11 protein-coding genes and 2 pseudogenes are annotated in these 12317 nt (G+C 70.9%); 5 read left to right on the forward strand and 8 right to left on the reverse strand.

What is annotated here, in order from left to right; genetic code table 11:
- Window positions 1-35: 35 nt before the first annotated feature.
- Window positions 36-1235 (forward strand): MFS transporter, encoded by a 1200-nt coding sequence (locus ICC28_RS37330; protein WP_188293297.1) that lies wholly within the window; start codon window positions 36-38, stop codon window positions 1233-1235.
- Between the two features lie 259 nt (window positions 1236-1494).
- On the forward strand, window positions 1495-2367 hold the full coding sequence (locus tag ICC28_RS37335; RefSeq protein ID WP_317454167.1) for an FAD-dependent oxidoreductase: 873 nt from the start codon (window positions 1495-1497) through the stop codon (window positions 2365-2367).
- 33 nt (window positions 2368-2400) lie between these two features.
- On the opposite strand, the gene ICC28_RS37340 is transcribed toward ICC28_RS37335, so the two are convergent.
- From ICC28_RS37340 to ICC28_RS37350, 3 genes are all read right to left on the reverse strand, one after another.
- Entirely contained in the window at window positions 2401-2847 is a 447-nt protein-coding gene (locus ICC28_RS37340; protein WP_188293338.1) for a MarR family winged helix-turn-helix transcriptional regulator, read from the reverse strand.
- A 151-nt stretch (window positions 2848-2998) separates the two neighbouring features.
- Window positions 2999-3661, reverse strand: a complete 663-nt coding sequence (locus ICC28_RS37345) for a response regulator transcription factor (protein WP_188293298.1) — start codon at window positions 3659-3661, stop codon at window positions 2999-3001.
- Complete coding sequence (locus ICC28_RS37350; RefSeq protein ID WP_188293299.1) at window positions 3658-4947, reverse strand: sensor histidine kinase; 1290 nt, start codon at window positions 4945-4947, stop codon at window positions 3658-3660. Before ICC28_RS37350 ends, ICC28_RS37345 begins: the two co-directional genes overlap by 4 nt.
- Window positions 4948-5236: 289 nt before the next feature.
- Between ICC28_RS37350 and ICC28_RS37355 the strand changes: the two genes are divergently transcribed.
- Both ICC28_RS37355 and ICC28_RS37360 read left to right on the forward strand, forming a co-directional pair.
- Window positions 5237-6727: an alpha/beta hydrolase family protein gene (locus tag ICC28_RS37355; RefSeq protein WP_188293300.1), complete on the forward strand. Its 1491-nt coding sequence runs from the start codon at window positions 5237-5239 to the stop codon at window positions 6725-6727.
- Between the two features lie 430 nt (window positions 6728-7157).
- Window positions 7158-8813: a cellulase family glycosylhydrolase gene (locus ICC28_RS37360; protein ID WP_317454168.1), complete on the forward strand. Its 1656-nt coding sequence runs from the start codon at window positions 7158-7160 to the stop codon at window positions 8811-8813.
- A 151-nt stretch (window positions 8814-8964) separates the two neighbouring features.
- On the opposite strand, the gene ICC28_RS37365 is transcribed toward ICC28_RS37360, so the two are convergent.
- On the reverse strand, window positions 8965-9408 hold the full coding sequence (locus ICC28_RS37365) for a hypothetical protein (protein ID WP_188293302.1): 444 nt from the start codon (window positions 9406-9408) through the stop codon (window positions 8965-8967).
- Window positions 9409-9633: 225 nt separating this feature from the next.
- On the opposite strand from ICC28_RS37365, the pseudogene ICC28_RS37370 reads away from it, so the two are divergent.
- Window positions 9634-9870, forward strand: a pseudogene (locus ICC28_RS37370) (FAD-dependent oxidoreductase); the annotation flags it as partial.
- Window positions 9871-10149: 279 nt separating this feature from the next.
- Here the strand turns inward: ICC28_RS37370 and ICC28_RS37375 are convergent.
- The 4 genes and pseudogenes from ICC28_RS37375 to ICC28_RS37390 form a co-directional block, all read right to left on the reverse strand.
- Window positions 10150-10371: a cold-shock protein gene (locus ICC28_RS37375; RefSeq protein WP_188293303.1), complete on the reverse strand. Its 222-nt coding sequence runs from the start codon at window positions 10369-10371 to the stop codon at window positions 10150-10152.
- Window positions 10368-10703, reverse strand: a complete 336-nt coding sequence (locus ICC28_RS37380; RefSeq protein WP_223190520.1) for a hypothetical protein — start codon at window positions 10701-10703, stop codon at window positions 10368-10370. Before ICC28_RS37380 ends, ICC28_RS37375 begins: the two co-directional genes overlap by 4 nt.
- A 149-nt stretch (window positions 10704-10852) precedes the next feature.
- Window positions 10853-11153: pseudogene (locus tag ICC28_RS37385) on the reverse strand (Uma2 family endonuclease); the annotation flags it as partial.
- Between the two features lie 58 nt (window positions 11154-11211).
- Window positions 11212-12150, reverse strand: coding sequence for an SAM-dependent methyltransferase (locus tag ICC28_RS37390; RefSeq protein ID WP_188293304.1), 939 nt, complete (start codon window positions 12148-12150; stop codon window positions 11212-11214).
- Window positions 12151-12317: the final 167 nt, after the last annotated feature.

A 12317-nucleotide genomic window follows, 5' to 3' on the forward strand; every position in this document is an offset into this window, starting at 1 on the left:
ATCGACCGCCTCCCGGGCCGCCGCAGACTCCGCGCATGCGCAGCTACCGACACCTCTTCCGCACCCCGGAGTTCACGCCCCTCTTCCTCGCCTCCTGTGCCAACGTCGCGGCCCAGACGGTGGGCGGTCTGGCGCTCGCCACGCTGGTGTACCGGGCGACCGGGTCGCCGCTGCTGTCGGCGGTGAGCATGTTCGGCCCGTCGCTGGCGCAGGTGGCCGGGGCGAGCCTCTTCCTGTCGGGCGCCGACCGGCTGCCGCCGAGGGCGGCCTTGACGGGCCTTGCGCTGGCCTTCACGGCGACCACGGCGTTCCTCGCGGTCCCCGGCCTGCCGATCTGGGCGCTCTTCGCCGTCCTGCTCGCCCAGGGCCTGGTGGCCTCGCTCGGCGGGGGCGTGCGCTGGGGTCTGCTGAACGAGATCCTCGCCAAGGACGGCTATCTGCTGGGGCGTTCGCTGTTCAACATGATGAGCGGGGTCATGCAGATCGCCGGTTACGCGACCGGCGGCGTCCTGGTGGCGCTGCTCTCCCCCCGCCTGTGCCTGCTGCTCGCGGCGGCCCTGTACGCGCTGTCCGCCGCCGCCACCCGGTTCGGTCTGAGCCGCCGCGCCCCGCGCGCCGTGGGCCGCCCGTCCGTCGCCGCGACCTGGCGCACCAACGCGCTGCTGTGGTCCTCCCGCCCCCGCAGGACCGTCTACCTGGCCCTGTGGCTCCCCAACGGCCTGGTCGTGGGCTGCGAGTCGCTCTACGTCTCCTACGCCCCGCAGGCGGCCGGCGCCCTGTTCGCCTGCGCGGCCCTCGGCATGCTCGCCGGTGACGTGACGGTCGGCCGCCTGGTCCCGCCCGCGCCGCGCCGACGGCTCGGGGTGCCGCTGCTCTGGCTGCTGGCGGCGCCGTACCTCCTGTTCTTCCTGCGCCCGGCGGTTCCGGTCGCCGCGGCCGCCGTGGCTCTCGCCTCCGTGGGCTTCGGTGCGAGCCTGGTCCAGCAGGAGCGCCTGATGGAGCTGACCCCGGACGAACTGAGCGGCCACGCCCTGGGGCTGCACTCCGCCGGAATGCTCACACTGCAGGGCGTGAGCGCCGCGTTGGCCGGCTCGGTGGCCCAACTGACCTCCCCGGCAACGGCGATGACGGTGCTGGCGGGAGCGTCGCTGGCGGTGACGGCGTGCCTGGCGCCGGGGCTGCGGGCGGGCGGGGTTCAGGGGAAAGAGATTGAAGTTCGTACCACGAACCAATAAAGTTCGTAATGCGAACTACCCGTCCGGGATCCGTGACTACATAATGCGAACTACCCGTCCGGGATCCGTGACTACAGGGGGAGTTGCCCCGTCATGGCAGTGGAAACGACAGCGGCGACCGGCCGTACCGTCGTGATCGTCGGCGGCGGATACGGCGGCTCCACGGCCGCCAAGGCACTGGACGCCGAGGCCGTACGACCGTCTGCTGCAGCGGGGTTCGGTCGTACGGCACCGGGTCGCCTCCGTCGATCCGGCCGGCGTGACCGTCGCCGACGGCCGCCGGATCGAGGCCGACTGCCTGGTCCTCGCCACCGGCTCCGGCTACCCCTTCCCCGCCAAGGCGGACGTGGACGAGGCCGCCGAGGCACTGGCCCGCCTGCGCGAGACGCACGAGGAACTCGCCGGTGCAGAACGGGTGCTGGTGACCGGAGCGGGGCCGGTAGGCCTGGAGCTGGCCGGTGAGATCAAGCACGTATGGCCCGAGAAGTCGGTCGTGATCGTCGACCCGGCGCCGGAACTGCTGCCCGGCTTCGACCCCGCCCTCCGCGCCGACCTGCTGCGCCAACGGGACGCGCTCGGCATCGAGTTGCGGCTGTCCACCGCCCTCGCGGAGGAGTCGCCGTCCGAACCGGGCCGGGCGAAGACGTTCACGGCGGCCACCACGGCCGACGACGAGATCACGGCGGACATCTGGTTCCGCGCCCACGGGGTGCGCACCAACGGCGACCACCTGGCCGACGGCCGCCTGACCGCCCGTACCGCCCAGGGCCGGGTGCGCGTCACGGACCGGCTCACCGTCGACGACTACGGCCAGGTCTACGCCCTTGGCGACATCACCGACGTGCCGGAGGCCAAGACGGCCGGGTACGCGATGCAGCACGCGCAGGTCGTGGCCGCCAACATCGCCACCCAACTGCGCGGGGAGGCCCCGCAGGCCGTCTACCGGCCCGCGCCGGTCCCGTCCGTGCTGCTTCCGCTGGGGCCGGAACACGGCGTCGGCCAGTTCCCGTCCGAGGACGACCCCGCCGTACCGGCCGTGGTGCGGGCGGAGGTGGTGGCGCAGTACAAGGGCGCGGACCTGTTCACCGGGCGGTTCGAGGAACTGTTCGGGACGGCCGACGGCAAGGCATGACGGTCGGCGTCAAGGCGCCAAGGTGTCGAGGCGTCAAGGCGTGACGGCGTCGTCCGGCTCGCCGAAGACCACCGGCACCTCGTTGTCGTCCACGACGCGGGCCAACAGGGCGGCGAGCAGCTCGCGTTCGTCGGCGCCGAGGCCGGCGGGGAGCAGGTCCACCCGTCGGCAGGTGTCGTCGTAGAACTCCTTGGCGAGCGCGGCGCCCTCCTCGGTCAGCCCGACGCGTACCGCCCGCCCGTCCCGCGGGTCCGCCTCGCGGCGCACCAGCCCGCGCTGCGCGGTCCGGTCCACCAGCCCGGTCAGGCTGGACTTGGCCAGCCCGAGCATCGCGCCGAGCTCGCTCATCCCGTACGGCTGGGACATCAGCACACACAGCAGCTGCCCCTGCTGCGGGGTGATCCCGAACTCGCGGCTCGACTCGGCGTACACGGCATTCACCAGGAACGTCGACCGCACCAACGCGGTGACGACTCCCATCTGCCCACCTGCGGCTCCGCCCATTCCGCCAGGGTAGGCCCTCGGGGAGTATCGGAACGGAAATCAGCGGTAGCGGGGTGATCTTGATTCCGGTTCGGTGACATGTCTGACCGCCTTGGCGGACTCGGCGTCGAATCGCTCCCTGCCGACCTCATGCCGGGTGGATGAGGCGGCTTTCGTAGGCGAAGATCACGGCCTGTATCCGGTCGCGGAGTTCGAGCTTTTGCAGGATTCGCCCCAGATGGGACTTCACGGTCGCCTCCGCCAGGTACAGCGTGGCCGCGATCTCGGCGTTGGACAGGCCGCAGCCCACCTTGACGAGCACCTCGTGCTCGCGGGCGCTGAGCCGGCTCAGCCGCTCGTCGCGGTCGGCGCCGCTGCCGTCGGGGATGTGGGGGCGGAGGTTCTCCAGCAGGCGGCGGGTGACCCGCGGGGAGACCACCGCGTCGCCCGCTGCCACGCTGCGTATCGCGGTGAGCAGTTCCTCGGGCCTGGTGTTCTTCAGCAGGAAGCCCGAGGCTCCGGCTTTGAGTGCGGTGAAGGCGTATTCGTCGAGGTCGAAGGTGGTGAGGATCAGTACTTTGCTCCGCGGGGAGATCCGGATGACCTGTCGGGTTGCCTCGATCCCGTCGGTCCCGGGCATTCGGACGTCCATGAGGACGACGTCGGGGCGCAAGTCCCGGGCGAGGCGTACGGCCTGGACGCCGTCTGCGGCTTCGCCGACCGGTGCCATGTCGGGCTGGGTCTCCAGGACCGTGCTGAAGGCCATACGGAGCAGCGCTTCGTCGTCGGCGATCAGGACGCGGATCGTCATGCGGATGCCGCTCCGCTGCTGCCGAGGTCGAGGCGGGTGTGGACTCGCCAGCCGCCGCCCGGGAGCGGTCCGGCCTGCAACGTCCCCCCGTAGGCGGCCGCGCGCTCGCGCATGCCGGGGATGCCGTGGCCGGATGGTGTGGCGCCCGGATGCGGCGGGCGGGGGCCGCTGTCGGTGACGTCCACTGTGACGGTCTCGGTCGAGCACCGTATCCGGACCTTCGCGTGTGTGCCGGGGTGTGTGTGCTTGAGGGTGTTGGTCAAGGCTTCCTGCACCAGGCGGTAGACGGTCAGTTGTGCGGTGGCGGGTATGTGGGTGTGGTCGCCCTGGATCTCGACGCGGGTCGGCAGCCCGGCGGCGCACATCTGGTCGGCGAGGGCTGCCAGTTGTGCGATGCCGGGCAGGGGGTGGCGCTCCGCGTCGGGTTCGTCGGTCCGCAGGATGCCCAAGGAGCGGCGCATGTCGGTCAGGGCCTGCCGGCCCGTCTCGGAGATCTGGAGCATCGCGGTGGTGGCCTTGGCGGGGGACCGGTGCTGTGCGTAGACGGCGGCGTCGGTGAGCGCGACCATGACGGACAGGTTGTGGGTGACGATGTCGTGCATCTCCCGGGTGATACGTGTCCTCTCGTCGGCGACGGCCAGCCGCGCCTGCTGGTCCTGTTGTTGCTCCAGGCGTGCGGCCCGTTCCTCCAAGGCCGCGAGGTAGGCGCGTGTGGTCCGCGCATTCACCCCCAGGACGGCGGCGGAGACGACCGTCGCGGTCACCGCGACGAAGGGGGTCAGGAACGCGCCTTCCGTCGCCCAGCGCAGACAGGCCAGCAGAGCCCCGCCCTCCACAATGGCACCGGCGACAAGCGTGCCGCGCCGGCCCGAGTTCGCGGCCACCGTGTAGAGAGCCACCAACAAAGCGATGTCCGCCGGTAGTTGGACGTCCATCAGCCACTGGACGAGGGCCGCGGCTGCCACGGCTCCGAACACCGTGAGCGGGGCCCGGCGCCGCCACACCAGGGGCAGTGCGAGGGCGGCGGTGAGGGCCACGGACACCGGGAGCTCTTGCGGCGCGTGCGTGGTCATGATGTTGATCAGGAGCAGCGCCGGCAGCAGCGAGTCCCACACGACGGGCGGCAGTCGGGAGCCCCAGCGCCGGGCGGCTCTCGTCGGTCGCGGCGCTCGTGCGGAGGCCGGGTCGGCGTACCTCGTCGGCCGTACGGCTGTCCCGGCCCGCGGCACCCGGTCCCGGTGGCGCAACGGGTGGGCACTGCCGGTTTCCGCGGCCGCCTCGGTCATCACACGTTCCTGTCGATTCAGCGTCATCGCGGCCCCGGCCGGGGCCGCCACCGCGTACAGCCGGAGTCGGGTCGGGTACGGGAGCGTAAGACCCGCGCTGCTCGCAGGTACCGCGGCGCTGTCACGGTAGGCCGCGATCCAGCGGAACCGCATGAGTCCACCGTCTGAAGGAATCGTGCGGAAGTACGACCACAGGAGGAGCCCGGCCACCTCCCACGGTCGCAAGGCCGCTCACACGGGTGTGCCTCGGATTGCGACTCCGGCTGTACACGATGGCGCCCCGGGGACGATGTGGCAGCGCGTGCCCCGCGCCGAGCATGGCCGGGTGACCGAGAACATCGTGGGACTGCACATGTCCTTTCTGGAAGTCCTTGTCCTGCTGGGTGCCGTCGTGCTGGTGGTGGTGCGCTGGCTTCCCTCTGCCGTCCGCCCACGCGTCACGATCGCGGCGGGGGCGGTGTTCGTGCTGTCCGCGATCGTGCTGAGCGTGGTGGGAATCCGTTGGCAGCTGCTGCCAGTACTGGCAGGCGCTGTCGTCGCGTTGCCGTTCGCCCTCTCTCCCCTGCTGCGACGCCGTACCGGCCGGCCGACGTGGCGGGCCCGGTGGTGGCTGGCCCTGCCCGGGTCGGTGGCCTGCGTCGGCCTGATCGCCACGGGTCCGGTGGCCGCCTGGGCCTTTCCCGTACCCGTGTTCCCCGAGCCGTCGGGCCGTTTCGCGGTCGGCACCCGCGTGGTGCAGTGGACCGACCCACGCCGCCCCGAGACCTTCACCGCCGATCCGCACGACCGGCGCACGGTCGTGGCCCAGCTCTGGTACCCCGCGCAGAAGAGCCCCGCCGGCACGCAGCGGGCCCAGTACCTCGGCCGCACAGAGCACGAGGCGCGCACCGTCTCCGACGCCCTCGCCCGCGCGGTCGGCCTGCCCGGCTTCCTGGTCGACGGCATCCCACGTGCCCGCACCCATTCGGTCTTCAACGCCCCGGTGGCCGACGGGGGCGGACGCTTCCCGGTCGTGCTGTTCTCTCCGGGATCGGGCGGGGTGCGCACCCAGAACACCGCCTGGGCGGAGGAACTGGCCAGCCACGGCTATCTGGTCGCCGCCCTCGACCACCCGTACGACTCCGCCGCCGTCGTCCTCACCGACGGCCGAACGATTCACACCAAGACCACCTCCACCGGCGACCGGGACAAGGACAACAAGCTGGCGGCCGACTGGACGACTGTTCGGGGCGCCGACCTCAGCTTCGTCCTCACTCAGCTGGACCGTCTGAGCGGAGGCGAGATCTCCGGCCCGCTGACCGGACGCCTGGACACCGGCCGAGTCGCGGCCGTCGGCCACTCCATGGGCGGTGCCGCCGCCCTGCAGGCAGCCCGGCAGGACCACCGGTTCGACGCCGTCATCGATCTGGACGGCTACCCCCACGGCCCCGCCTCCCCCTCCCTCCACCAGCCGACGCTCGCGCTCACCCAGGCCATCACCCCCGCAACCGACCCGCAGTACGTACCCCGCCTCACCAAGGCCCTCAAGCTCAACACCGCGACGAGCTACCGGCTCACCATCCCCGGCGCCGCACACCTCACCTTCATGGACGGCCCCCTGTACCTGCCGCCTGTGCCCTCGATAGTCGGCTCCCTGGGCCGCACCGAGAGCCCCCGCGTAGTCGCCGCAACCACTCTCGCCTTCCTGGACGCCACCCTGCGGCACAAACCCGGTGACCTGCCCGGCGTCCTGTCGGCCTACGGCGACCTCAGCGTCTACCACCCAAGCAACAACCGCTGACCAGCTGTGCGGCGGCAGCCGACGGCACGGCCGTTCCCCTTCCCGGCCGGAGCGCAGTCCGCGGTGCCGCCCCCCGCCGCGCCCAACGAACCCGTGCCATCCGGGGGTTCGCGGCGGCGCCATCCGTACAGCCGTCGCCGACCTCGTGCCCGAGCACACCGGCGATCGCGAGGAGACCCCGGCACCGGAGATCGCGGTCACCCGTGAGATGCCGGGCAAGGTCGCCGACTTCCGCCGCGCGACTGAACCGGACGTCGTCGGGCGCGGCGCGCTCCCGGCCCAGCGCAAGGCCGGGTGCAGAGCGCACGGAAGCCCGCGCGACGTCTTGACGTGTCCCTGTCCGAGTGGGTTCATGGGAGCGCTCCCATGCTTCTGCCGGTACTCACGTTCCCCGCGCTCACCTTCTGGAGTGGCAGTGAGAAGAGTCGCAGTGAGAAGAGAACGCAAGAGAAAGAGCCCCCCGACCGCCCTGCTGGCCCTGCTGACCGTGCTGGCCGCACTCCTCGGCCTGCCGGCCCTGGGCACGGCCCCCGCGCACGCGGCCGACGAGCCCGGCACCCGGGCCACCGGTCTGCACATCAGCGACGGCCGCCTGCTCGAAGCCAACGGCAACGACTTCGTGATGCGCGGCGTGAATCACGCCCACACCTGGTACACCCACCAGAGGCAGTCCCTCGCCGACATCAAGAGGCTCGGCGCCAACAGCGTCCGCGTCGTCCTGTCCAACGGCCACCGCTGGACCCGGAACGGCCCCGAGGACGTGGCCGCCGTCATCGCCGACTGCAAGGCCAACCGCCTGATCTGCGTCCTGGAAGTGCACGACACCACCGGTTACGGCGAGGAGCCCGCGGCGGCCACCCTCGACTCGGCGGCCGACTACTGGATCGGCCTGAAGGGCGTCCTCGCGGGCCAGGAGGACTACGTCGTGGTCAACATCGGCAACGAGCCCTGGGGCAACACCGATCCGGCCGGCTGGACCGCCCCGACGATCGCCGCGATCAAGAAGCTGCGGGCCGCCGGCCTGGAGCACACGATCATGGTGGACGCCCCCAACTGGGGCCAGGACTGGCAGGGCGTCATGCGCGCCAACGCCCGGACCGTCTACGACGCCGACACCACCGGCAACCTCATCTTCTCCATCCACATGTACAGCGTCTTCGACACGGCGGCGGAGATCACCGACTACCTGAACGCCTTCGTCGCCGCCGAACTCCCCATCCTCATAGGCGAGTTCGGTGGCCCCGCCGACCAGTGGGGCGACCCGGACGAGGACACCATGATGGCCGCCGCCGAGCGGCTCGACCTCGGCTACCTGGCCTGGTCCTGGAGCGGCAACACCGACCCGGTCCTCGACCTGGCGATCGACTTCGACCCGAACCGGCTCAGCTCCTGGGGGCAGCGGATCTTCCACGGCGCCAACGGCATCGCCCAGACCTCGAAGGAGGCCACGGTCTTCGGCGGCACGACCCCCGACACCCGGGCCCCCACGGCCCCCGGCCCCCCGGCCGCCTCCGCGGTGACGGCCACCTCGGCGACGCTGACCTGGGCCGCGTCCTCGGACAACGTCGGAGTGACGGCGTACGACGTGGTGCGGGTCAGCGGCGGTACGGAGACGGCGTCGGCCTCCTCCACCACGACCACCGCGACGGTCACCGGCCTCAACCCGAACACGTCGTACACCTTCGCGGTCTACGCCCGTGACGCGGCCGGCAACCGTTCGCCGCGCTCGGCGACGGTGAACGTCACGACCCGGAGCACGCCCGCCGGCACATGCGCCGTCGGCTACCGCGTGACCGACGAATGGCCGGGCGGCTTCCAGGGCGAACTGACGATCCGCAACACGGGCACGGCCGCCGTCGACGGCTGGACCCTGGACTTCGCCTTCCCCGACTCCCAGACGATCACCAACATGTGGGGCGGCACCCCGACCCAGAACGGCAGCGCGGTCTCGGTCGCCTCCGCACCCTGGACGAGCACGATCCCCGCGGCGGGCTCCGTCACGGTCGGCTTCACCGGCACGAAGGGCGCGACGAACCCCTCCCCGACGGCCTTCACCCTGAACGGCGCGACCTGCACCACGTCCTGACCACCGCACCCGGCCCGGCTCCCCGTACGGCGGTGAGCCGGGCCGGGCCGCGCGGTTCTCCGGTGTTCGCAGTGCTTCCCGTGCGCGTGTGTGCGTCCGGCACGAGACGGTGCGCCGGCAAATACGCCCGCAGGCGTCCGGGATCTCCAGGTCAGGGCCGGCTGTCCACGACGAAGCGGCGATTGAGCGTGATCTCGCGCGAGAGCAGGCCGGGGTCGGCGGTCACCGTCAGCTCGTACTCCCCGTCCCGCAACGCCCCCACCTCGAGCACTCTGTGTTGTCCGACCCAGAGGGTGGGGACGATCTCGCCGTTCAGCCTGGCCTCGATACTGCGCAGGGCCTCATCGCGCAGAGCCCCGTCGTCGTTGTGATCGATCACGTCCACCGTGAGCGTGGTCGTGGAGGACCCGGCGGTGTTCAGCACGCCGTTGCCGGGGATGCCGCGTATCCGAAGCTCCGGCTCGTTCACCGCGTTGGCCACCGCGATGCCGCCGATCACCAGGGCGGCGGCGACAGCGGCGACCAGAAGTGCGATGCGTACCCTCCTCCGGAACCGGGCCCGCACGGGGTCCGACGTCTTCAGAGCCAGCCGCATGGACACATCCTTCGAGGAGTCGCTGTTGGGCGCCGTCGCTCACGGACTCCGACTCGCGGGCGCGGGTGTCCGGCGACCTCGATGGTGCCACCTCGGCCGTCACGTAATCCAGTCCGTCCTCACGTCCGGTGAACGAGTTCGCTGCTCAACGGGCGCTCGGCGCAGGCGAAACGCTCAAGATCCCGTGGCCTCTCCGCCCGACGGCGAATCCGATCCGGAAGACGCTCGCCCTCGTTCCGCACCGGACAGGGCACCAGCCTCGCGCTCGTCGGCGCGTACATGCTCGCCGCTTCCCCGGCCGACCGGGACCACGCCACAGGCTTCGCCGCCTACGAACACACCACCCGCGCGTTTGTGACCGTGCACCAGGACCAGGTCGGCGAGGGCGGCGCCACACCCCCAGCAGCGGGCCGACCGGCCCACTCGGCCCTCACCCTGCCCGAACCCATGCCCACGCCGTAGTCCCGAGCACGCACGCCGACGACGGCCGGTGACGGTGGCCGCGCAAAGCCTGACCGAGCCGCTGCCGCCGCCCGGCCCCAGAAGGCACCGGACCCGCGGTCGGTGCCGGACCAGCCGTGCCTGCCGTACATGCCGCACACGCCGTACATGCTCCGGCGTACGGCCATCGGGCAGTCGGTGCAGCGGCGAGTCCTTGCAGTGAGGTGCGGGCGGTGGGTGTCCCGGCTGCAGTCGCTTCGGTGCGACAGCGTTCGCGGCCGGCGATGGCAGGTGTGGATGTCAGACGGGACGGGGAACGATGCGCACCGCCCGGTAGTCGTAACCGTCCTGCTCGAAGCCGGGTGCTTCCCAGGTGAGGTCGACCAGTTGCCCTGCTGCCAGCGTGCGAAAGCCGGGCGCCTGGATGTCGGAGTAGTGGCCGAAGCACCCTCCGGGAGTCTCGGGCGAGTCGAGGACTCCCCAGCCCTCCTCGTCGTTCCACTCCCGCACGGTCGCAGTCACGACTGCGGCGGCTCATCAATGCGTGCGCTTACCTGCAGACCTGCTGCCTTCAGCATGTCGCGCGCCATGGCGATCTCTTGGTCGTCAGTGTGCATGATGCGGATCCGGGACAGCGTCCGGTTCCACAGTGCCTGCCTCGACGTTGCGCGAGGATCCCGTGCTTCCAGGGTCGTGAGCGCCGAGGTGACGATCGGGATGTCCAGCCGCGGAGCCGTCTTGATCAGCGCAGCCATCTCCCGGTCGCCCTGAACCGCCTTGGAGAGAGCCTCGGAGCCGGACACGAAGACGCGCTGTCGAGGCCGGTGCAGCTTGGCCCGGGCGGTGCGACTCACGCGGCCTCGTCCGAACCCGACCGCTGCTCGTCATGCCGACCGTCAATGGCGGCGATGCGGTCCGGTGCTGCTTGCTGCTCGTCGTCCGTCACGGCGGGCAGTCCGCTCACGCATCGCTCACGCGCCGCCGACTGCTGAGCAGCGTGTGGTCAGATCTGGCCGACAGGGAACGGGGCCGTTGCCTTGAGGACGCCGGTGAACACGTCTCCGTCCCCGGTAGGTCTTCGTCCCCGGTAGGTCTCCGTCCCCGGTAGGTCTCCGTCCCCGGTAGGTCTTCGTCGCGGGGTCGAACACGTAGGTGTACACGAGAGGAACGCCTGTCACGGCCTGCTCGATCCGCCAGCAGAAGCCGATACCTGCCTTGGCGTACTGGTCGACCTTCACGATCCGGTCGGTGGTCTCCGAGCCCGGCGACACCACCTCCGCGACCAGCAGCACGTGCTCAGGGCGCGCCATCTGTCCGGCACGCTGATCTCGCTCACGCGCTCTCTGGAAGCGGCAGGCCTGTTCAGACCGCTCGGCGGCTGATGATGCTGTACACCGACGCCTCGTCCTTGGCCAGCGCCGCGGAGAAGCTGACGGCCATCTCGCGCAGTTCCTCGATCGGGCCGCTCACCCCGTCCGGGAAGTGGCGCTCGATGTTGAGGCGGACCCGGCCGAACCAGTGGATGATCTCGGCGTTGGACGGTGTGATGCGCATGTCCACCAGGGGCAGTTCGTGTTCTTCGAGGACACGGGCGAAGTAGGCGGGGCTCTTGCGGTTGCCGCAGGCCAGTCGGTCGACGGTGTCCGGGAGGGCGGGGCGGTAGGCGGTCAGGTCGGTCTTGTACAGGGTGTCGGAGACGATCAGCAGGCCGCCTGGACGGAGTCGTTTGGACACCGCCTTGACCGAAGTCTCGAACACGTCGTTGAGGAAGTGGGTGTACACCCCGCGGACGACCACGAGGTCGTAGGGGATCTCGGGCTCGGGCAGGAGGTCGACGTCCTGGCCGTCGCACAGATAGAGCCGGATCCTGTACGCGATGTCACCGCCGTGCAGCTTTTCGGCGCAGTATTCGAGCTGCCGCATGCTGATGTTCACGGCATCGATCCGTACCGCCTCGGGGAATCGTTCGGCCAGGTGGCGGCTGATGAAGCCCCAGCCACAGCCCAGGTCGAGGATGCGGTGAAGCCGCGGCCGTGCGGGTCCGGTCAGGCCGGCGATCTCCAGTTGGCGTTCGAAGTGGCGTACTTCGGACGGGCCGACCGAGCCCGGACTCGGTCCTGCGGTGAGCTCCTCCTCGCTGAACAGGCCGAACTGAAAGAGGAGGTTGTCCGGGCCGAGAGCCCTTTCCCACATCCAGGGCGGGTCGTCGTAGGTGTACTCGACCTTGGCGCGGTACGGGTCGGGGCGTGGGCTGTCGATGACGTGGATGGCGGATGCCGGGGAGCGGTGCATGGGGGGCATGGGCGTCCTCCGGTAGCCCGACGGAAAGCGATTACGGCTCCGAGCGTGACGGACGTCGCACTGGGCGGATCTCCATGAAGGCGTCCCATGTCGGGGCCGCACCAGGGCGCATTGGAGTCCGGGGAGTACGTACGCCGACACGTGCAGCGCACATGCGTACGTCCCGC

This window comes from Streptomyces sp. TRM68416 (assembly GCF_014596915.1).
Lineage (GTDB): Bacteria > Actinomycetota > Actinomycetes > Streptomycetales > Streptomycetaceae > Streptomyces.

Excerpts from the sequence above, each read along its gene's own strand:
- ICC28_RS37340 (WP_188293338.1), bottom strand. The coding sequence starts at position 2,847 with ATGGGAGTCGTCACCGCGTTGGTGCGGTCGACGTTCCTGGTGAATGCC.
- ICC28_RS37355 (WP_188293300.1), top strand. The coding sequence starts at position 5,237 with ATGTGGCAGCGCGTGCCCCGCGCCGAGCATGGCCGGGTGACCGAGAAC.
- ICC28_RS37390 (WP_188293304.1), bottom strand. The coding sequence starts at position 12,150 with ATGCCCCCCATGCACCGCTCCCCGGCATCCGCCATCCACGTCATCGAC.
- ICC28_RS37345 (WP_188293298.1), bottom strand. The coding sequence starts at position 3,661 with ATGACGATCCGCGTCCTGATCGCCGACGACGAAGCGCTGCTCCGTATG.
- ICC28_RS37330 (WP_188293297.1), top strand. The coding sequence starts at position 36 with ATGCGCAGCTACCGACACCTCTTCCGCACCCCGGAGTTCACGCCCCTC.
- ICC28_RS37350 (WP_188293299.1), bottom strand. The coding sequence starts at position 4,947 with ATGACCGAGGCGGCCGCGGAAACCGGCAGTGCCCACCCGTTGCGCCAC.
- ICC28_RS37365 (WP_188293302.1), bottom strand. The coding sequence starts at position 9,408 with ATGCGGCTGGCTCTGAAGACGTCGGACCCCGTGCGGGCCCGGTTCCGG.